21 protein-coding genes are annotated in these 18,740 nt (G+C 72.9%); 7 read left to right on the top strand and 14 right to left on the bottom strand.

Annotated features, from left to right (window positions below):
• The coding region (locus AC1DT4_RS14790; RefSeq protein ID WP_477090556.1) for a zf-HC2 domain-containing protein at positions 1-246 on the bottom strand (246 nt) is incomplete at its 3' end.
• On the bottom strand, positions 243-749 hold the full coding sequence (locus AC1DT4_RS14785; protein WP_477090555.1) for a sigma-70 family RNA polymerase sigma factor: 507 nt from the start codon (positions 747-749) through the stop codon (positions 243-245). The genes AC1DT4_RS14790 and AC1DT4_RS14785, both read right to left, overlap by 4 nt.
• A 155-nt stretch (positions 750-904) precedes the next feature.
• Here AC1DT4_RS14785 and AC1DT4_RS14780 point away from each other — a divergent pair, with 155 nt between their 5' ends.
• Positions 905-1,429, top strand: coding sequence for a COG4315 family predicted lipoprotein (locus tag AC1DT4_RS14780; protein ID WP_477090554.1), 525 nt, complete (start codon positions 905-907; stop codon positions 1,427-1,429).
• Between the two features lie 50 nt (positions 1,430-1,479).
• Here the strand turns inward: AC1DT4_RS14780 and AC1DT4_RS14775 are convergent, their stop codons facing one another.
• Positions 1,480-1,869, bottom strand: a complete 390-nt coding sequence (locus AC1DT4_RS14775; RefSeq protein ID WP_477090553.1) for a VOC family protein — start codon at positions 1,867-1,869, stop codon at positions 1,480-1,482.
• Positions 1,870-2,039: 170 nt separating this feature from the next.
• Here AC1DT4_RS14775 and AC1DT4_RS14770 point away from each other — a divergent pair, with 170 nt between their 5' ends.
• The 5 genes from AC1DT4_RS14770 to AC1DT4_RS14750 all read left to right on the top strand — a co-directional run bounded on the left by AC1DT4_RS14770 (position 2,040) and on the right by AC1DT4_RS14750 (position 5,045).
• Positions 2,040-2,915: a sigma-70 family RNA polymerase sigma factor gene (locus tag AC1DT4_RS14770; protein ID WP_477090552.1), complete on the top strand. Its 876-nt coding sequence runs from the start codon at positions 2,040-2,042 to the stop codon at positions 2,913-2,915.
• A gap of 44 nt (positions 2,916-2,959) precedes the next feature.
• The gene (locus AC1DT4_RS14765; RefSeq protein ID WP_477090551.1) at positions 2,960-3,526 is read left to right on the top strand and encodes a DUF6529 family protein; all 567 of its coding nucleotides are present in this window, start codon (positions 2,960-2,962) and stop codon (positions 3,524-3,526) included.
• A gap of 1 nt (position 3,527) precedes the next feature.
• On the top strand, positions 3,528-3,998 hold the full coding sequence (locus tag AC1DT4_RS14760; RefSeq protein WP_477090550.1) for a Rieske (2Fe-2S) protein: 471 nt from the start codon (positions 3,528-3,530) through the stop codon (positions 3,996-3,998).
• Positions 3,999-4,246: 248 nt separating this feature from the next.
• On the top strand, positions 4,247-4,696 hold the full coding sequence (locus tag AC1DT4_RS14755; RefSeq protein ID WP_477090549.1) for a DUF6325 family protein: 450 nt from the start codon (positions 4,247-4,249) through the stop codon (positions 4,694-4,696).
• A 37-nt stretch (positions 4,697-4,733) separates the two neighbouring features.
• On the top strand, positions 4,734-5,045 hold the full coding sequence (locus AC1DT4_RS14750) for an SHOCT domain-containing protein (RefSeq protein ID WP_477090548.1): 312 nt from the start codon (positions 4,734-4,736) through the stop codon (positions 5,043-5,045).
• A 64-nt stretch (positions 5,046-5,109) separates the two neighbouring features.
• Here the strand turns inward: AC1DT4_RS14750 and AC1DT4_RS14745 are convergent, their stop codons facing one another.
• The 8 genes from AC1DT4_RS14745 to AC1DT4_RS14710 form a co-directional block, all read right to left on the bottom strand.
• Positions 5,110-5,490, bottom strand: coding sequence for an SHOCT domain-containing protein (locus tag AC1DT4_RS14745; protein WP_477090547.1), 381 nt, complete (start codon positions 5,488-5,490; stop codon positions 5,110-5,112).
• Between the two features lie 148 nt (positions 5,491-5,638).
• Positions 5,639-7,138: a GMC family oxidoreductase gene (locus AC1DT4_RS14740; protein WP_477090546.1), complete on the bottom strand. Its 1,500-nt coding sequence runs from the start codon at positions 7,136-7,138 to the stop codon at positions 5,639-5,641.
• Positions 7,139-7,144: 6 nt separating this feature from the next.
• A complete protein-coding gene (locus AC1DT4_RS14735; RefSeq protein WP_477090545.1) occupies positions 7,145-8,572 on the bottom strand; it encodes an FAD-binding oxidoreductase in 1,428 nt (475 codons plus the stop codon).
• 30 nt (positions 8,573-8,602) lie between these two features.
• A complete protein-coding gene (locus AC1DT4_RS14730; RefSeq protein ID WP_477090544.1) occupies positions 8,603-11,863 on the bottom strand; it encodes an AfsR/SARP family transcriptional regulator in 3,261 nt (1,086 codons plus the stop codon).
• A gap of 56 nt (positions 11,864-11,919) precedes the next feature.
• Positions 11,920-12,726, bottom strand: coding sequence for an ABC transporter permease (locus AC1DT4_RS14725; RefSeq protein WP_477090543.1), 807 nt, complete (start codon positions 12,724-12,726; stop codon positions 11,920-11,922).
• Positions 12,723-13,616, bottom strand: a complete 894-nt coding sequence (locus AC1DT4_RS14720) for an ABC transporter permease (RefSeq protein ID WP_477090542.1) — start codon at positions 13,614-13,616, stop codon at positions 12,723-12,725. The genes AC1DT4_RS14725 and AC1DT4_RS14720 overlap by 4 nt, the downstream gene beginning before the upstream one ends.
• A gap of 4 nt (positions 13,617-13,620) precedes the next feature.
• Positions 13,621-14,826, bottom strand: a complete 1,206-nt coding sequence (locus AC1DT4_RS14715; RefSeq protein ID WP_477090541.1) for an extracellular solute-binding protein — start codon at positions 14,824-14,826, stop codon at positions 13,621-13,623.
• Positions 14,827-14,851: 25 nt separating this feature from the next.
• A complete protein-coding gene (locus tag AC1DT4_RS14710) occupies positions 14,852-15,910 on the bottom strand; it encodes an ABC transporter ATP-binding protein (RefSeq protein ID WP_477090540.1) in 1,059 nt (352 codons plus the stop codon).
• Positions 15,911-16,167: 257 nt separating this feature from the next.
• Between AC1DT4_RS14710 and AC1DT4_RS14705 the strand changes: the two genes are divergently transcribed.
• On the top strand, positions 16,168-16,464 hold the full coding sequence (locus AC1DT4_RS14705; RefSeq protein ID WP_477090539.1) for a hypothetical protein: 297 nt from the start codon (positions 16,168-16,170) through the stop codon (positions 16,462-16,464).
• Positions 16,465-16,530: 66 nt separating this feature from the next.
• On the opposite strand, the gene AC1DT4_RS14700 is transcribed toward AC1DT4_RS14705, so the two are convergent.
• The 3 genes from AC1DT4_RS14700 to AC1DT4_RS14690 all read right to left on the bottom strand — a co-directional run bounded on the left by AC1DT4_RS14700 (position 16,531) and on the right by AC1DT4_RS14690 (position 18,704).
• Positions 16,531-17,646, bottom strand: a complete 1,116-nt coding sequence (locus AC1DT4_RS14700; RefSeq protein ID WP_477090538.1) for an LLM class flavin-dependent oxidoreductase — start codon at positions 17,644-17,646, stop codon at positions 16,531-16,533.
• 102 nt (positions 17,647-17,748) lie between these two features.
• Complete coding sequence (locus tag AC1DT4_RS14695; protein WP_477090537.1) at positions 17,749-18,237, bottom strand: flavodoxin domain-containing protein; 489 nt, start codon at positions 18,235-18,237, stop codon at positions 17,749-17,751.
• Positions 18,238-18,332: 95 nt separating this feature from the next.
• The gene (locus tag AC1DT4_RS14690; RefSeq protein WP_477090536.1) at positions 18,333-18,704 is read right to left on the bottom strand and encodes a nitroreductase family deazaflavin-dependent oxidoreductase; all 372 of its coding nucleotides are present in this window, start codon (positions 18,702-18,704) and stop codon (positions 18,333-18,335) included.
• Between the last annotated feature and the right edge of the window lie 36 nt (positions 18,705-18,740).

Genomic DNA, 18,740 nt, shown 5'->3' with positions numbered 1-18,740 from the left:
GTCATGGGCCTCGGCTCCGTGCTCTCGGGCCTCGTCCTGCGCCGCGGCGTCCTCGGCCGAGACCATCCGCAGCAGCCCCGGCATGCCGGCCAGGTCCGCGACGGCCGCCCGGCAGGACGCGCACGTGCGCAGGTGCTCCTCGAAGGCTCGACGGTCCGCGGGTTCGAGCGCGCCCAGGACGTACGCCGCGTCCCAGTCGCGGAACGCGTCGTCGCCCGGCCGCTCGTCGGCCTCCCGCCCGGTCATGACGAGACTCCTCTCTCCTGCAGCGCGAGGCGCAGCGCCCGCAACGCGTAGTGCATGCGTGACTTCACGGTCCCCTCGGGGATCTGGTGCTCGCGGGCGAGCTCGGCGACCGACCGCCCGCCGTAGTACGCGCCGACGACGACGGCCCGGTGCTCCGCGGACAGCTGCTCCAGCGCGTCCGCCACCAGCCAGCTGTCGAGCACGGCCTGCGTCGCGTCGGGCTGGGCGGTGTCGGGATCCTGGTCGGTGGTGCGCTCCCGCACGTGCCGGGCGCTGCGCCGGTCGTCGATCACGAGGTTGCGCACCACGGTGTAGAGCCACGCGCGGGTCGCGCCCTCCTCGCGCTCCAGCACCTCCGGGTGCTTCCAGGCCCGCACCATGGCCTCCTGGACCACGTCCTGGGCGAGCGCGTGGTCGCCGGTGAGGCGCACGACGTAGTGCTGCAGGGGGCGCGCGTAGGCCTGGTGGAGCGCGCGCATGAGCGCGTCAGGTTCCTCGGCCACGCCGCCTCCTTCCGGGCTCGATCCTGGTCCTACCCCCTCAACGGCACGCGCGCCGTCCAGGTTCACCGGGCGTTGAACCTCTGCCGTCCCGGCGCCGTGGTCCCAGGTAGCAGGTCCCCCAGGGGGAGGCCGGCTACCGACCAGAGGAGACCATCATGAGGCGGACCGTCCTGTTCTCGATCACCGCGCTGCTGGCTGCGGCAACGCTCACCGCCTGCGGGGGCGGCTCGGGGAGCGACACGTCGTCGGGCTACGGCGACTCGACCCCCTCGAGCGAGTCCTCGACCCCGGCCAAGACCCCTGCCGCGGCGGCGGCGGCGGCGGGCACCGACCTGTCCACCGCCGAGAGCTCGCTGGGCACCATCGTGGTCGACGGCAAGGGCATGTCGGCGTACTACTTCCTCAAGGACACCAAGGGCTCGGGCACCAGCGCGTGCTCGGGCGAGTGCGCCGCCGCGTGGCCGGCCATCACCACCGACAACGCGACCCCGACCGTCACCGGCGTGACCGGTGAGGTCGGCACCATCACGGGCACCGACGGCAAGCTCCAGATCACGATCGACGGGCGGCCGATCTACACGTTCGCGCAGGACACGGCCCCGGGTGACGTGAACGGCCAGGGGCTCAACAGCGTCTGGTACGTGATCGCGCCGGACGGCACCGAGATCGACGACGACTGAGCGGCAAGCCGGGCGGAGGTCGCCGTCGATCTCCGCCCGACGCTCGCCCGTCAGTGCGTCGGGTCCGTCTCGATGTTGAGGACGTTCCCGTCCGGATCGGCGAACCAGGCCGCCTTCATGCTGCCGTCCGACAGCACGCCGTCGTCCCAGGTGGCGTCACCGGGCAGGTCGAACGTCTGGAACGACACGCCGGCGGCGCGCAGTGCGGCGACCTCCGCGTCGAACGCGGCGCCGGGCAGCTGGAACGTGATCGCGGTGGCCTTGTTGGTCCCCGCGTACGACGACGGGTACACCAGGAAGCCGCCGTTGGACGTGCCGTAGACGACGCCGTCGGGCACGTCGCCGGTGCTCCTGAACCCGAGCGTCCCTTCGTAGAACCCGCGCGCTCGATCCATGTCCGTGACGGCGAGGACCGGTAGTGCGGAGTGGTCGGAGAGCATGGTGGCCTCCCTCGCGGGCCAACCGTCCGTCGGCGGGCCGGCATCCCGACGCTAGGACCGGCGTGGACGGGCGTCCAGCGCTTCTGCACGTATGTGCAGCACCTCACCCGTCACATCCCGCGTCCGGGTTCCGTCAGCATCACGAACCCGCCCGCGAGAGGATGTGGCCGATGAGCGACGACGAGTACCTGGCCCGACGGTTCGAGCAGAACCGGGGGCGCCTGCGCGCCGTCGCGTACCGGATCCTCGGCTCGACGGACGAGGCGGAGGACGCGGTCCAGGACGCCTGGCTGCGGCTGGACCGCGCCGACGCCGACGGGGTCGACAACCTCGCCGGCTGGCTCACCACGGTCGTCGCGCGGCTGTGCCTCGACCGCCTCCGGAGCCGCGGCTCCCGCCGCGAGGACGTCCTCGACGTCGACGTCCCGCACCCGCGGTCAGCCGCCGACTCCACCGTGGTGGACCCCGAGAACGAGGCGGTGCTCGCCGAGTCGGTCGGGCTGGCCATGCTCGTCGTCCTCGAGACCCTGACGCCCGGGGAGCGGCTCGCCTTCGTGCTGCACGACATGTTCGCGCTGCCCTTCGACGAGATCGCGCCCATCGTCGGCCGCTCCCCCGAGGCGACCCGGCAGCTGGCCAGCCGCGCGCGCCGACGGGTGCAGGGGGCCCCCGTCACCCCGGAGACCGACCTGACGAAGCAGCGGGACGTCGTGGACGCCTTCCTCGCCGCCTCCCGTGGCGGCGACTTCGACGCGCTGCTCTCGATGCTCGACCCGGACGTCGAGCTGCGCGCCGACGCCGTGATCGCGCGGTACGACGCGGCCGACGCGGACGGCGCCGACGCGGTCGCGCGGTACTTCACCGGGCGGGCGCAGACCGCGGAGCTCGCGCTGCTCGGGGGTGCGGTCGGCGCCATGTGGGCCCCCGGCGGGATCCCCCGCTCGGCCTTCGCGTTCACGGTCGTGGACGGCCTGATCACCGAGATCACGCTGATCATGGACCCCGAGGTTCTGCGCGAGCTCGACCCGGTCGCCCTCGGCTGGTGAGCGAGGGGCTGTTCCCCGCGCCCCGCGGAGAGCACCATCGACGGGTGGGCACCGACGCGCACGCGGCCGAACGGCCGCCGCAGTGGTGGCTGGCGGCGCTCGGTGCCGTCGGTCTGGCGGTCGCGGCCGCGCTCGCCGCCTACGCCAGGGTCCACCCGGGAGACGGTGCCGCGCTGACCACCCTGGGCTTCAGCGGCATGCTCCAGATGAAGGCGTGGCTGACCACCGCGGCCGCCGCGCTCGTCGTCGTCCAGGTCCTGTCCGCCCTCGCGATGTGGGGTCGGCTGCCGGGAGTCACCGATGCCCCCGGGTGGGTCACCTGGCTGCACCGCTGGACGGGCGTCGCCGCGTTCCTGCTGACGATGCCGGTCGTCTTCCACTGCGTCTGGTCGCTCGGGTTCGAGGACGGGTCGACGCGGGTCCTGGTGCACTCCGTCGCGGGCTGCGTCTTCTACGGCGTGTTCGCGGCGAAGATGCTGGCCCTGCGCCTGCGGGGCCTGCCGTCGCCGGTGGTGCCCGTGCTGGGCGGGTTGCTCGCCGGCGTCCTGGTGGTCCTGTGGTTCAGCTCCGCGTTCTGGTTCTTCGGCCAGTCCGGATACGTGAGCTACTGACGTGACCGGGTCCGAGGTCGGTCGCCGCGCGGTGCTCGAGGGCGCCGGCGTCGCGCTCGCGGCCGGTGCCGTGGGCTACGTCGGCTTCGTCGCGCTGGGGCCGTCTCCGGGCGGCCACGACGGTGGCAACGACGACGGTGGCAGCGACGGCTACCCCGGCGCCGACGACAGCTCCGGGAAGGGGTCCGGCCCGCTGGCTGCGCTGGACGACGTGCCCGACGGCGGCGGTCTCGTGCTCGCCGACGAGAAGCTGGTGCTCACGCGCGACGGGACCACCGTGCACTGCTTCGACGCGGTCTGCACCCATCAGGGCTGCCTGGTCGGCGGTGTGAGCGGCGGCGTGATCCGCTGCCCCTGCCACGGGAGCGGGTTCGACGCCGCCACCGGCGCGGTGGTCAACGGGCCCGCGACCGAGCCGCTCGAGGCCGTCGACGTCGAGGTCACGGCCCAGGGCGAGGTGGTGCGCGCGTGAAGCCGTTCTGGCAGCGACTGCCCACCCTGGTGTGGATCGCGGGTGCCGCCGCGACCGCCGGCGCACTCCTGGCCGCGCTGCGCGGTTGAGGGTCGGGCGATCGGCACGACGGCGGGATCCGCCGTTCGGGTGCCTCGGGACAACCGGGCAAAAGACCCACTGTCTGCATCGGAACACGGCTGCTACGTTCACCAGGAAGGGCACGTCAGCAGCGACAACACAGCCCCCGCGCGCGAGAGGAACAGCCAATGACGGAGGACCTGTCCGGCCTCGAGGAGACCGGCCCGATCGACTATCTGGTGGTGGCGTTCCCCCACGCCAACCTGACCGGTGAGGCGTTCCCTCTGCTGGTCGACCTGGTGGACAGGGGAATCATCCGGATCCTCGACCTGGCCTTCATCCAGAAGTCCGAGGACGGCTCGGTGACCGGCCTCGAGCTGGCCCAGCTCGCCGACGGGGGTGTCGACCTCACGGTGTTCGAGGGGGCGTCCTCGGGCTTGCTCGGTGAGGACGACCTCGCCGAGGCGGCCAACGCCCTCGAGCCCGGCGACGCCGCTGGTGTCCTGATCTACGAGAACGTCTGGGCCGCGCCGTTCGCGGTCGCGCTGCGGCGCGCCGGCGGGCAGCTCGTCGCCGGCGGACGCATCCCCGTGCAGGCGGTCATCGCGGCGCTCGACGCCGCCGAGACCGTCGGCTGAGCCGGCCCACCCCCCTTCGAGAAGAGGAGCACATCAGATGCCAGGACTGATCCGCGGGGTGGCCCGCACCGCCGTCATCGCCGGGACCGCCACCGCCGTGTCCAACCGTGTGTCGCGCCGCCAGGCGGGCCGCTGGTCGGAGCAGGAGCAGCAGCAGGCCGCGCCGCCGCCGCAGCAGTACGCGCCGGCCGAGCCCGTCTACGCCGCCCCGCCGCCGCCGGCAGCGGCCGCACCGGCCGACATGGACGCCAAGCTCGCGCAGCTGGCCCAGCTGGGTTCCCTGCGCGACGCGGGCGTGCTCAGCGACATCGAGTTCGAGGTGCAGAAGAACCGCATCCTCACCAGCTGAGACGGACGACGAACGACCTCGGGCCGGCACGCACGCGTGCCGGCCCGAGGTCGTCAGGAGAACGTCAGGCGAGCGCCTTCGCCTTGAGCGCCGCGAACTCGTCCGCGTCGATGGCCCCGGAGTCCAGCAGGGCCTTGGCGTCGGCGATGTGGTCCGCCGGCGACTTGCCCGCCGCGACGCTCCGGATGTACGTGTCGGCGTCCGACTTCGCCTTGAGCGCGGCCGCCTGCTGCCGCTCCGCCATCCCCCGGCCGCGGGCGATCAGGTAGATGAGCGCGATGAGGAACGGCATGAACACCAGGCCGATCACCCAGAGCGCCTTCCACCAGCCGCTCAGCTCCCGGTCGCGGAAGAGGTCCCCGATGATCTGGAACAGGATCATGAGATAGAGGAAGAACAGGAAGAACCAGATCATCAGCCAGAGCCACTGCCCGAACGTGTTCATGACGCCTTCTTTCCTGAGGCCAGCACGTAGGGACACGTTAGTCAGCGACGGGACGAAGCGGGCGTACTTTCGCGGCGGGTCTGCGCACCACGTGAGCCTGTGACGAGGGCATGGACAGCTCCGGAGGCTCCGGCGGATGCCCCGGGGGTCAGTTCGTGAACCGGGCTGCCAGGTGCTCGGCGACCATGATCGTGGGCACGTGGGTGTTGGCCGAGGGGATGTCGGGCATCACCGACGCGTCGACCACGGACAGCCCGGCCACGCCGTGGACGCGCCCGGCCGCGTCGACCACCGCGCCGTCCGCCGGATCGGGGCCCATGGCGCAGGTTCCGACGGAGTGGTGGTAGATCCACGCGGCCCGCCGGATCCATGCCCGCAGCGCGGATCGGTCGCCGGGACGGACCTCCGGACCGGGTCGCAGCTCGGCTCCGCCCGAGAGGCGGGCGACGGCACCTTGCCGGCAGGCGTCCCGCACGCGCTCGAACCCCTCGGCCATCCGGTCCAGGTCCGTGGGCTCGCGGAAGTAGCCGAGGTCGATGAGCGGTGGCGCCGCGGGATCGTCGCTGACCAGCCTGAGGCTGCCGCGCGAGCGCGGCGTGAGCAGGGCGGTCCCGACGAAGAAGGCCGCAGTCTCGTCGTCGGGGTACGGCCCGCCGACCATGTGCTGCAGGTCGGGTGGACCGGCGGGGTCCGCCCCGTCGCTGCGGGCCGTGGCCGCGACCTGGAAGAACGGCACCGGCTCGACGGTCCCCGGATAGCGGAGGTCGACCGACGCCACGGGATGGTCTGCGAGGTTGGCGCCCACTCCCGGCAGGTCGACCCTCGGACGGACGCCGACGGCCCGGAGGTGCTCGGCCGGACCGATCCCGGACCGCAGGAGCAGGGCGGGGCTCCCGTACGCGCCGCCGCAGAGGACGACGCGGTCGGCGTGGACGGTCTCTCCTGACAGGAGCCGGACGCCGGTGACGCGGTCGCCCTCGAGGACGACGTCGCGTGCCTCGGCACCGCAGGTGACACTGAGGTTCGCCCGCTGTCCGTCGTGCGGCAGGTAGGCGATGGCCGTGCTCACCCGCTTGCCGTCGACGCAGTTCATCGGGATCCGGCCCACCCCGACGGCGCCAGGCGCGTTGAGGTCCGGCACGGGTGCGCAGCCGATGTCCCGCAGCGCCTCCTCCCCCGCCCGCGCGACGTCCGTCAGCTCGTGGTCGCCGTAGCGGCGGACGGGCAGAGGCCCGTGGTCGCCGTGCCAGGGCTCCGAGCCGTGATCCACATCCGACTCCAGCCGGACGAAGTCGGGCAGCACCTCGGCGAAGGACCATCCAGGGTTGCCGGCGAGCGCCCAGGCGTCGTAGTCGCCGGGGTGACCCCGGAGGGCGAACGTGGCGTTGGTCGACGAGCACCCCCCGAGCAACCGGCCGCGCGGGAGGTGTCGAGCGGTGCCGTCGGGGCCGGGCACCTCGGTGTAGCCCCAGTCGTGCTGCATGGTGGCGCGCCGACCGTCGCGGACGTCGTCGGGCGTGTCCACCCGGTGGTCCGGACCCGCCTCGAGCAGCAGCACCCGCCGCGAGGGGTCCTCGCTCAGGCGAGCCGCGAGCACGCACCCGGCGGCGCCGCCACCGACGACCACCACGTCCCATCCCGTCGACATCGTCGCTCACCCCCCGGTCGAGGGTGCGGGAAGGACGTTCTGGTTGAACCGGAACACGTTCTCGGGGTCGAGTCGCCGCTTGACCTCGGCAAGGCGCGCATAGGTCTGCGGCGGGTAGCAGGCTCGGGCTCGGCCCTGCTCCGGCTCCCCCGTGAAGTTCACGTACATCCTGCCGCTGCCGTACGCGGCCATCGCGTCGCGCGTCGCTCGCGCCCAGTCGACCAGGGGCGCGGCGTCGGACGTCCCGGGCGTCCGGGCGAGGCAGTTGACCACGAACGGCGCGGTGCGCTCGGCGAACGCGGACGCCTCGGTCGCGACGCGGCCGACCGCCCCACCGAGCTGGTGGACGTGCAGCTCGCAGAGGGCGGGGGGGCCCGCGGCGCGGCGGTGCGCGTCCGCGTACAGCTCCACCGCCGCAGCCGGGAGGTCGTCCAGGAACGCCGAGGTGAAGTAGTTCGAGGCGCCTGCCGGCCACAGGGGGTCGACCAGCTGCTGCAGGTCGACGTAGCGGATCGGCCCCAGCAGGTCCGCGATCGGGTCGCCGAGCGAGCGCAAGGGCCGCACGACCTCCTCCCCCACGTCGGCGGGTCCGCTCCAGCACGCCACGACCGCGGCGACCTTCGTCCCGTGGACCTCGACCGGCAGCACGGGCAGCGGCGGTGCCGACGTGAGGTTGACCAGGGAGGTCAGCTCGTCCGGCGTCCCCGCGACGGCGTCCCGCCACCCGGCGACGACCTGAGCGGCCTGGTGGCCGGGGTAGAAGACGACGCCGCCGAGGACGACAGGCCCGACCGGGTGCATGGCCAGCTCCATCGAGGTGACCACCCCGAAGTTGCCCCCGCCGCCGCGCAGCGCCCAGAAGAGGTCGGCGTTCTCGTCCGGACCCGCCCGGAGCACCTGCCCGTCGGCTGTCACCACGTCGGCGGACAGCACGTTGTCGCAGGTCAGACCGTGCTTTCGGGCCAGGTGCCCGATGCCCCCGCCGAGCGCGAAGCCGCCGACGCCGGTCGACGAGACCAGTCCGCCGGTCGTCGCCAGGCCGTGCACCTGGCTCTCCCGGTCGACGTGCCTCCAGAGGGCGCCGCCCTGGACCCGGGCGCGTCGAGCCACGGGGTCGACGTGCACCGCGTGCATCTCGCGCAGGTCGAGGACAACCCCGCCGTCGCACGTGGAGAAGCCGGCCACGCTGTGCCCGCCACCGCGGACGGCGACCGGCAGCCCCTCGCTCGCGGCGAAGCGCACGCTGGCGACGACGTCCGCGACTCCGGCGCAGCGCACGACGGCGACCGGGCGCCGGTCGATGCTGTGGTTCCAGACGTGGCGCGCCTGGTCGTAGTCGCGGTCCGTCTGCACGACCACCGTGCCCTCGAGGTCGTGGCGCAGCTCGGCGAGCGTCGCTTCGCCGAGCGCGTGACCGGTCAGGATGTCCCTCATCACCGCTGCCTCCCGTGTCGTCGGGCTGGATCACCGCGATCCTGCGCCGTGCGCTCTTAGCGGCGGCTTTGCACGGGCGATCCGGTCGCCGAGCCGACCGACCACGGCCAGCCCGCGTCGCTCGCCGATCTCGTCGAACACGGCCGTGGCGGCGCCGAGCTCGGCGGCGGCGCCGACCCCGTCGCCGAGACGGAGTCGCAACCCTGCCAGCAGCGTGTGCTGCCACCCGACGGAGCGGTGCGCGGACGGGACGGCCGCGAGGGACAGCGCACGCTCGACGGCGTGGGCCGCACGGTCCAGCCGCCCGCACACGACCTCGACCGCGGCGAGGTCGTCCAGGGCTCCCGACCGACCCGGGAGGTCGCCGGAGCCCTCCAGCACCTGCGACGCCTCGTCGGCCAGGGACCGTGCCCGCGACCTCCTGCCGAGCAGGGCCTCGGAGACTGCGAGCCCCGACAGCGCGACCGCCGTGCCGCGCTGGTCCTGGATTCCCGCCCTCAGGTCGATCGCGGAGGCGAAGCACGTCCGGCTCGACGCCGGCTCGCCCCTCTCGCGCAGAAGATGTCCACGTTGCACGAGGACGTGGGCCTGTCCCGCGGGGTCGTCGAGAGCCCGGAACGCACGTCCGGCCCGGTCGAGCGCGGCCGTGGCTGCCGCGAACCGCCCGTCCATGCGCTCGGCCAGCGCGAGCGTGGACCACACGTACCCCCGGGCCTGCGCCACACCGACCCGGCGCCCCGCGAGCATGGTCTCCTCGAAGACCGGGAAGTGCAGGTTCCGCGCGCGCCCCACCGAGAACGCCAGCGAGCAGACCGGGAAGAACGGTGGCGCGTCGTCGGGCACCTCGTCGAGGGCGGTCGCGCTGCGCAGGGCGGCGGAGCGCGCGGCCTCGATGTCGCCCCGGCTGAGGGCGAGCAGTGCGCACAGGTGGTGGTGCGCGGCGCACGCGCCGGGAGACCGGGCCACCCTCGGGGCCGTCGTCGCGACGAGCCGGTCGGTCTGCGCCCAGTCGCCCGCGAGCCAGGTCAGCAGCACCTGCTGCTGGCACGCCTCGGCGGCCCGGTCGGGATCGTCCAGCGCCGCGCCGATCTCCGCGATCTCGGCGCCGATGGCCGCCGCGTGCGCCGAGCGGCCCAGCCGGATCTCGAAGACGGCCGTGGCGAACAGCGCGCGCGCCCGCAGGTCGCCCCGGCTGCTCGATGCGTCCAGCGCGCGCGACAGCCAGCGACGTCCCTCGGCGTGCATGCCGCGGGCCAGCAGGAGCCGCCACGCCGCGAGGATCGCCTCGAGCGCCCCGTCCGGGTCCTCGTCCAGGGCGGTCTCGAGCGCCACGCGCAGGTTCTCGAGCTCGAGCCCCAGCCACGCGTCCGGCTCGCCGGCCACCGGTCCGCTGCGCTCGGTGTCCAGCGCAGCGGCACGCCGGACGTACCAGAGGGCGTGGCGGCGCCTGAGCTCGGCGGCCTCTCCGGCGTCAGCGAGGTGCCCGCCCGCGTAGCTGCGGACCACCTCGAGCAGCCGGTAGCGCGCCGCGGGCGCCCTGCTCGTGTCCGCGACGACGAGGGACTTGTCGACCAGGCCCGCGAGGGCTTCGCGCACACCCTCGAATGGGCCGGCGGCGCAGACGTGCTCGGCAGCGTCGAGGCCGAACCCGCCCGCGAAGACGGACAGCCGGCGCAGGAGCACCTGCTCGTCCCGGTCGAGCAGGTCGTGGCTCCAGTCCAGGGTCGCCCGCAGCGTGAGCTGGCGGTCGGGGACGCTCCGGACCCGGCCCGCGACGGTGGTGAGGGCGTCGTCGAGGAGCGCCGCGATCTGCGCGGGCGCGAGGTGAGCGACGCGGGCAGCGGCGAACTCCAGCGCCAGCGGTATCCCGTCCAGGCGACGACAGATGCGGGCGACGGCCGCCGAGGTCGACCGGTCCAGACGGAAGTGCGGTGCCACCTCCGTGGCCCGCCGGACGAAGAGCTGGACCGACTCGTGCCGAGCCGTCGCGGCGGGGTCAGAGGCCCGGCTCAGCTCGGGCACGCCCAGCGACGGGACGCGCCAGACCACTTCGCCGGGCAGGTGCAGCGGCTCCCGGCTCGTCGTCACGACGAGCAGCCCAGGGCTGCGCGCGAGCATCGCGTCGACGAGGGCGGCGGCGGCCTCGAGGACGTGCTCGCAGTTGTCCAGGACCAGCGCCAGTCGCCGGTCGGCCACCAGGTCGGCGACGGCGGCGGGGCGGATCGTCGCGTGGATCGAGGTGAGCCCGAGAACCGCGGCGACGGTGGCCGCCACGTGCGAGCCGTCCCGCAGACCGGACAGCGCGGCGAACCAGACACCGTCGGGGAACGCGGGCGAGGCCGTCAGCTGTCGGGCGAGCTGCACGGCAAGACGCGTCTTGCCCACCCCACCCGGACCGCTCAGGGTGAGCAACCGGGTACGGTCCACCAGCCCGTGCAGCTCCGCCAGCTCTCGGCGGCGCCCGACGAAGGTGGTTGCGCTGACGGGGAGGTTGGTGGCCGACCGGAGCGGCAGCGCGACCTGTCCGGCGAGGACTCGCCGCAGGAGGTCGACGGTCTCCGGCTCCGGCGACGAGCCGTAGTGCTCCTCGAGCGTCGACCGCAGAGACTCGTAGGCGTCGATCGCGTCCCAGTGCCGGCCCGTCGCGTCGAGAGCGCGGATCAGGGTGCGCTGACGCGCCTCGTCCGTGGCGTGGCCGGTCGACGAGCTCTGCAGCAGCCGAACCGCTTCGTCTGCCCGGCCCGCGTCGACCAGGGCCTCGGCGAGGGCCGCCTCGACCGCTGCACGAAGACCGTCGAGCCGGCGCCGGTGCTCGTCGGTCCAGTCCTCGAAACGGTCCTCGGGCAGGAGCTCGGCCGGGAACGCGTCGAGCACGGCCTGGCAGTCGGCAGCTCGGCCCGCGGCGAGTGCGGTACGCGCCGCCGCCTCGAAGTCCTGGACGTCGGTGCGCACGGCCCCGGGGTGGCCGAGCGTGAGGACGTCGTCGTGCAGGCGCAGCAGCTCCGGGCTGCCGCCTGCCGACCCGAGCGCTCGCCGGGCCGCGTGCAGCGCCTGGTGCAGGTTGTTGACCGCCGCCGCGCGGTCGTGCTGCGGCCACAGGGTCTCGGCCACCAGGTCGCGGTGCATCCGGTGCCCCTCGGCGAGAGCGAGCAGCTTGACGACGGACTTGGCGCGGCGCAGCCGCCAAGCGTCCGGCACCGGCCGGTCTCCGACGCGGACGCCGAAGCCCCCCAGCAGGTTCACCCGGAGGGGCGACGTGCTTCCCGACGACGCGGGCGCGGGCGCCCTCATGCGTGCAGTGTGCAGCACCGCGTCGGTCAGGGACCAGGCTCGGGCCCTCCCTGCACCTAGATCCGCCCGCCGCCGGTGGACTCGCCGGCGACCTTCTGACTGAGGTAGATCGGGATGATCGACGCCAGCACGAGGACGGCGGCGACCACGTTGACCACCGGTCCCTGGTTCGGCCGGGACAGGTTCTGGAAGATCCAGATCGGCAGGGTCGTGACGCCGGGCGGGGCGGTGAACAGCGTCACCACGATCTCGTCGAACGAGAGCCCGAAGGCCAGGAGCGCGCCGGCCACCATCGCCCCGCGCAGCAACGGGAACGTGACCAGCCGGAACGTCGTGAACGTGTCCGCGCCGAGGTCCATCGACGCCTCCTCCGGGCTGGTGCCCGTCCGGCGCAACCGCGCCAGGACGTTGTTGTAGACCACGACGATGCAGAAGGTCGCGTGGGCGATCGCCACGGTCCAGATCGAGAGCTCGAGCCCGAGGAACGTGCGGAACCCCGTGCGGAACGCCAGCGCGGTGACGATGCCGGGCAGCGCGATCGGCAGCACGACCAGCAGCGAGACCGTGTGCCGCCCGAAGAAGGTGTACCGCCCGAGGGCGAAGGCCAGCAGGGTGCCGAGCACGAGGGCGACGGCGGTCGCGACGATGCCGACCTCGATCGACGTGAGCACCGCCGACCGGACGCTCTGGTTGCCGAACGTCGAGGTCCACCAGTGCGTCGTGAACTCCTTGGGCGGCCATGCGAACACCGTGCTGGCATTGAACGAGTTGATGACGATGACGCCCAGGGGCACATAGATGAACGCCAGGCCGAAGGCCATGAGCAGCCCGAACGTCCAGCGCGCGCGGCGGGAGTTCCTCACAGGTTGTCCAGAGCTCCCGTCCGCCGGACCAGCGCCAGGTAGATCACCATGATCACCACGGGGATCAGGGCGATCGCGGCCGCGAACGGCAGGCTGCTGGTGTAGTTCTGGTAGACGATGTTGCCGAGCATCTGGGTGCGCCCGCCGACGATCTGCACGGTGATGTAGTCGCCCAGGCTGAGCGAGAACGTGAACACCGAGCCCGCGACGATCGACGGGTAGACCAGCGGCACCACGATGCTGCGGACGGTGCGGCCGGGACGCGCGCCGAGGTCGCCGGAGGCGTCGAGGAGGCTGTCGGGCATCCGGTCCAGCCCCGCGTACACCGGCAGGATCATGTACGGCAGCCACAGGTAGGTCAGCGTGAGGATCGTCGCCGCCACGCCGTAGCCGGGACCGTCCAGGCCGACCGGCGCCAGCAGCCACGCCAGCACCCCGGTCTCGGGCTGGACCATCGCCTGCCACGCGTAGATCTTGACCAGGTACGACGCCCAGAGCGGCGTGACGACGAGGGCGACGAGCAGCCCCCGCCGGCGTGGCGGCGCCACCTTGGCCATGAAGAACGCCATCGGGAAGCCGAGGAGCGTGCAGAGCACCGTGACGGCCGCGGCGATGCCCACCGTCCGCAGCGTCGCGTACCGGTAGGCGGGGTCGGACAGGACGTCCTGGATGTTCTGGAGCGTGAACGTGCGGACGACCTCGTTGGTGAACTCGTCCACCGAGAAGAACGCCGTGGCCAGCAGGGCCAGCAGCGCGGACAGGTAGACGAGCACGAGCCAGGTCGTCGGCAGCACGAGGAGAGCCGCGAGCCGCAGCCGAGGCCGCCGGAAGAGCGCAGCCGACAGCCGGCGTCCACCCGTGGTGGACGCCGGCCGCACGACCGTCGTCACTCGGTCAGCCGTTCTTGATGCTGCTCCACGCCTTGCCCCAGTCCGCGTACGGGATGCACTTCACGTCCGTGCGCCCGTCGAGGCAGTCGGACTGCGGCGTCGACCAGAACCAGATCTTCGAGAAGTAGCTCTCGTCGTCGGCGTGGAACGTGTCGCAGTGTGTCGGGTCGGTGGTGAGGGCGCAGGCCTTGGTGTTGGCCGGGGCCTCCCCGAACCACTCGGCGATCTGCGCCTGGACGTCGGGGTTGGTCACCCAGTTCATCCAGAGGTACGCGCAGTTCGGGTGCGGGGACTTGGCGTCGACCATCCACGTGTCCGCCCATCCGGTGGCGCCCTCCTTGGGCAGCACCGACTCGACCGGGGCGTCGTCGCCCTTCGCCAGGTTGATGATGATCTGCCAGGTGGAGCCCACCTCGGTGCTGCCGTTCTCGAGCGCCTTCTGCGCGTCGGCGTAGCTGGCCCAGTAGCTGGCCACCTGCGGCTGCTGCGCCGTGAGCAGGGCGACGGCGGCGTCGAACTGGTCCTTGTCCAGGGCGTACGGGTTGGTGATCTTCAGGTCCGGCTGGGTCGACATCAGGTACACGGCCGCGGCGGCGATCCCGTCGGTCGGCGAGTCGTAGTCGGTGATCTTGCCGGCGTACGCGGAGTCGGGCTCGAAGACCACGCTCCACGAGTCGGGCGCCGGGTCGACCTTGTCCGTGCGGTAGCCGAGCAGCTGGGCGCCCCAGCCGTGCGGCATGCCGTACGCGGCGTCGCCCACGGAGTTCCAGGTCTGCATCTTCTGGAAGTCCGGAACGTCGCCGTAGTTGGTGAGCAGGTCGGTGTTCACGGGGGCGACCTTGCCGGCGTAGATCATGCGCAGCGACGAGTCCCCTGACGCCGAGACGACGTCGAAGTCGCCGGTGCCCATCTTCTCGAACATGCTGTCCGAGGTGTCGGCGACCTGGACGTTCGCGGTACACCCGGTGGCGGACTCGAACGGCGTCACCCAGTCGACCGCCGGGTCCGTGGAGCCGTCCTCGGCGTAGCCCGCCCACGCAAGGATGTTGACCTCGCCCTCCCCGTCGCCCTGCGCGCTCAGGGAGTCCATCGCGGGCGGTGTCGCCCGGGCGGAGCCGCCCCCGTCGCCGTCCGACGTCCCGCAGGCGGCCAGGGCGAGCCCCGCCACCGCGCCGACCGCCATCGTCCGCACCAGACGTAGGTGCTTCATCGTCGTCTCCTTCGTTCGTGCAGGCTCACGGCAGCGAGGTGTCTGCCGCGGGGTTCACCTCGAACTCGTGCTCCTTCGCCCAGACGAGCAGGACGCGCGCACCGCGCAGCTCCTGCACGTCCATCGACGAGGTCTGCTGGTTCTGCTGCAGCGCGACGAGCGTCGCGCCGGCATCCAGGTCGACGAGGAACCGCGTGGCCGACCCGACGTAGACCACCTCGCGCACCGTGCCGAGGGCGCCGTCCTCCCCCGGGCCGGGCTGCGCGTCGGGCGCGGCGAGCCGGATCTTCTCGGGCCGCACCGACCAGGTCCCCGTCCGCGCGAGCACCTGCACCGCCGCGTCGCCGACCAGCAGGTTCGAGGTGCCGACGAACCCGGCGACGAAGGGCGTGGCCGGCTTCTCGTAGACCTCGGCCGGCGACCCGACCTGCTCGATCCGACCGCCCGAGAAGACGGCGATGCGGTCGGACATGGTCAGCGCCTCCTCCTGGTCGTGCGTGACGAAGAGGAACGTGATCCCGACCTGCCGCTGGATCGCCTTGAGCTCGACCTGCATCTGCTCGCGCAGCTTGAGGTCGAGCGCGCCGAGGGGCTCGTCCAGCAGCAGCACCCGGGGCCGGTTGACCAGCGCGCGGGCGAGGGCGACGCGCTGGCGCTGTCCGCCCGAGAGCTGCGCCGGCCTGCGCGCGCCGTACCCGCCGAGCTGCACGCTCTCCAGCGCCTCCTGCGCGCGCAGCGTCCGCTCCTTGCGCCCGACCTTCTTCACGCGCAGGCCGTAGGCGATGTTGTCGAGCACGGTCATGTGCGGGAACAACGCGTAGTCCTGGAAGACGGTGTTGACGTCCCGCTCGAACGGCGCCCGCTGCGTGACGTCGACGCCGGCCAGCTCGACGGTCCCGCCGGTCGGCAGCTCGAAGCCCGCGATCATCCGCAGGACCGTCGTCTTGCCCGAGCCCGACGGGCCCAGCAACGTCATGAACTCGCCGTCGCGCACGTCGAGGTCGACCCCGTCGACCGCGACCACGTCGCCGAACTCCTTGCGCACGCCGCGCAGCCGTACAGCGACGACCCCCGAGTCCGTCATCGCCGCAGCCCCTCTCCCGTGGCTGTTGCCTTCCGCAACGGCCGATATCGCAGCCGTTTCGACGGAACCTAGCGGAAATCCGTTGCGCGGACGCACAGCTGCGTTACGAATCGGTTGCAGTCACGGATCGGGCGGCGACGGTTCCGGACCTCCTGCACGGGCGTTTCGCGGCCCGGCGGCGCAGAGTGTGGGCAAGACGGTGCTCCCGGTCCGTGCAGCGACGCGCGGCCGGGACCCGGATCCCTGAGGAGAGCAGCATGAGCACTGAGCACGAGGCGCGTGACGCACGCGAGGCCGCCAGCACCGAGGCGGAGAAGATCCGGTCGGACGGGCTCGTCGAACCGGCCGGCAGCACGGTCGACGAGCACGGCCTGCCGACCAGCGACGCCGAGAAGATCGAGGCCGACGGCCTGGAGGGGACCCACACGGACGACGTCCACACGAGCGAGGCCGTGCGGGTGCGGTCCGACGAGCTCCGCGAGCCCGGAGCGTCGCGCGAGGACGTCGACGTCACCACCGAGGCCGAGAAGATCCGGTCGGACGACCTGCGCTGACCGACCGCACCGAGGGCGCGCGGGGCACGTCACCCGCGCGCCCCGGGGCGTGCTCCGTGGCTGCGGTCAGGCAGCCGCGCCGGCCGCCTGCGCCTCGCGATCGCGCCGGGCGACCTCCTCCTTGACCAGGGGGATGACGTATCGGCCGAAGTCCACGGCGTCGTCCAGCAGGTCGTACCCGCGGGCGGAGATGATCCGCACACCGAGGTCGTAGTACGCCAGCAGCGCCTGCGCGACCGTCTCGGGGGTGCCGACGAGGGCGTTCGAGTTGCCGGCCCCGCCGGTCGCCTTGGCCGTCGCGGTCCACAGCGCGGTGTCGAACCGCTCCCCCTGCTCCGCGATCTCGAGCAGCCGCTGCGAGCCGGCGTTCTCGGGCTTGCCGGGTCGCCAGCGCGCCAGCGCATCGCCGGCCGCCGCCTTGCGCGCCTCGATGCGCGCGACCACCCGGTGGGCCTTCTCCCATGCGAGCTCCTCGGTCGGCGCGATGATCGGCCGGAACGCGGCGTGGATGCGGGGCGGCGTCGTCCGGCCCGCCGCAGCCGCCTCGGCGTGGATCCGCGCGATCTGCTCCGCGGTGCTGGCCAGGGGCTCGCCCCACACCGCGAAGATGTCGGCCTCGGCCGCGCCGACCCGGTAGGCCGCGTCCGAGGACCCGCCGAACGAGATCGTCGGGGTGCGGCCCCCGAACGGCTTGGCGTCGAGCACGAAGTCGTCGAAGTCGTAGAACTGGCCGTGGTGGTCGAACGGCTCCGCGCTCGTCCACGCGCGCTTGACGATCTGGATGTACTCGCGCGTGCGGGCGTACCGCTCGTCCTTCGTCAGCCGGTCGCCCTCGCGGCCCTGCTCCTTGTCGCTCCCGCCCGTGATGAAGTGCACCGAGAAGCGGCCCTGCGAGACCTGGTCGAGCGTCGCGAACGTCTTGGCGGCGAACGTCGGGTACGAGACGTTCGGGCGGTGTGCCAGCAGCAGCTCGATCGAGTCGAGGCGGCCCGCGACGTACCCGGCGAGCGCCGACGGCTCCAGGCCGCCCGACCCGTACGCGAAGAGCACGCGCGTCCAGCCGTTGTCCTGGTGCGCCCGCACGATCCGCTCGAGGTAGCCGATGTCGACGGGCGCGGTGGTGGCAGCGGTCGTCTCGGAGGCATCGCTGGTGGTGGCGATGCCCAGGAACTCGACGGGCATGGGAAGAGCCTTCCGGTCGGAGTGGCGAGTGCCGCGCAACCTAGGAACGGCGCGGACCTCGGTCAATGCATGACCGGAACTGCTCACCATGCGGACGGGCCGTCAGGCGCGGAGCTGCGCGTCCACCTCGTCGACCCACCGGGCGACGTGGTCCGCGTCGCGCCAGTCCCCCGCGTTCGTCTTCGCCATCGCGGCCGCCGGGAAACCCTTGGCATCGGGCAGCAGCCGACCGCCGAACGTCTGGACGCCGCGCGCCCCGATCTTGTCCGCGGCGTTCCGCACGTGGGAGACGGCCCGGATCTCCGTGGTGTCGGCCGACCGGTCCAGGGGTCCGGTGGCGACGAGCCACACGGGCAGCTCGGCGAGTCGGGTGGACTGCCGCTTGATCAGCGAGCGCGCCTCCTTGTGCCAGCGGCCCGCGTACAGCGCGCCGGCGACGACGACGGCGTCCACGTCCTCGAGGTCCGTGACCTCGGCCGCCGGACGCACGACCGTCTGGTACCCGCGGCCGCGCAGGTCCTCACCGATCATCTCGGCAAGCCCCTCGGTGCCGCCCCGGGACGTTCCATAGGCGACCAGGACGCACGTCATGATGTTCTCCTTCGAACGAACGATCGGACACTCCCGATCGTCGTCCGCCCCGCGCCGTGCCAGCAGGGCCGGAGGTCCCAGAGCTGCCGCCCGGATCAGGCCGCGTCGGTCGGCGTGATCTCGATCAGCGGGCTGTGCTGCATCATCAGCTCGACGTCGTCCCGGCCCCACTGCCGGGCCGCCGCCTCGATGAGCGGGCGCCGCTCGTCCGGGTCGTCGACCACCCGCGCGAGCGCCGGCACGTCGGCGGTCAGCCCGCGCTTGAGGTGGACGACGACGTGCGGGTCGGCCGCCACGTTGTGGATCCATGCCCGGGTGCGCGGCGACGGCATCCCCGAGATGAACAGCCGTCCGTCCAGCTCGTGCAGGAAGATCTCGATCCGTCGCGGCTGACCCGACCGACGGCCGGTGGTCGTCAGGTCGATGACCTGGCTGCGGTGCAGGGCGCTGGCGACGGTCTCGGTCATGGGCCCACTGTCCGTCGCCCCGGCGCTCGGCGCAAT

The organism is Cellulomonas sp. P4_D11 (assembly GCF_056401915.1).
Note: the sequence above shows the minus strand (reverse complement) of the source record. Positions and strands in the feature narration are given on the sequence as shown.

Bases quoted from the DNA above. Each gene is read 5' to 3' on its own strand.
- AC1DT4_RS14780 (WP_477090554.1), top strand. From the start codon at position 905: ATGAGGCGGACCGTCCTGTTCTCGATCACCGCGCTGCTGGCTGCGGCA.
- AC1DT4_RS14775 (WP_477090553.1), bottom strand. From the start codon at position 1,869: ATGCTCTCCGACCACTCCGCACTACCGGTCCTCGCCGTCACGGACATG.
- AC1DT4_RS14770 (WP_477090552.1), top strand. From the start codon at position 2,040: ATGAGCGACGACGAGTACCTGGCCCGACGGTTCGAGCAGAACCGGGGG.
- AC1DT4_RS14755 (WP_477090549.1), top strand. From the start codon at position 4,247: ATGACGGAGGACCTGTCCGGCCTCGAGGAGACCGGCCCGATCGACTAT.
- AC1DT4_RS14750 (WP_477090548.1), top strand. From the start codon at position 4,734: ATGCCAGGACTGATCCGCGGGGTGGCCCGCACCGCCGTCATCGCCGGG.
- AC1DT4_RS14745 (WP_477090547.1), bottom strand. From the start codon at position 5,490: ATGAACACGTTCGGGCAGTGGCTCTGGCTGATGATCTGGTTCTTCCTG.
- AC1DT4_RS14740 (WP_477090546.1), bottom strand. From the start codon at position 7,138: ATGTCGACGGGATGGGACGTGGTGGTCGTCGGTGGCGGCGCCGCCGGG.
- AC1DT4_RS14735 (WP_477090545.1), bottom strand. From the start codon at position 8,572: ATGAGGGACATCCTGACCGGTCACGCGCTCGGCGAAGCGACGCTCGCC.
- AC1DT4_RS14730 (WP_477090544.1), bottom strand. From the start codon at position 11,863: ATGAGGGCGCCCGCGCCCGCGTCGTCGGGAAGCACGTCGCCCCTCCGG.
- AC1DT4_RS14715 (WP_477090541.1), bottom strand. From the start codon at position 14,826: ATGAAGCACCTACGTCTGGTGCGGACGATGGCGGTCGGCGCGGTGGCG.
- AC1DT4_RS14710 (WP_477090540.1), bottom strand. From the start codon at position 15,910: ATGACGGACTCGGGGGTCGTCGCTGTACGGCTGCGCGGCGTGCGCAAG.
- AC1DT4_RS14705 (WP_477090539.1), top strand. From the start codon at position 16,168: ATGAGCACTGAGCACGAGGCGCGTGACGCACGCGAGGCCGCCAGCACC.
- AC1DT4_RS14700 (WP_477090538.1), bottom strand. From the start codon at position 17,646: ATGCCCGTCGAGTTCCTGGGCATCGCCACCACCAGCGATGCCTCCGAG.
- AC1DT4_RS14695 (WP_477090537.1), bottom strand. From the start codon at position 18,237: ATGACGTGCGTCCTGGTCGCCTATGGAACGTCCCGGGGCGGCACCGAG.
- AC1DT4_RS14690 (WP_477090536.1), bottom strand. From the start codon at position 18,704: ATGACCGAGACCGTCGCCAGCGCCCTGCACCGCAGCCAGGTCATCGAC.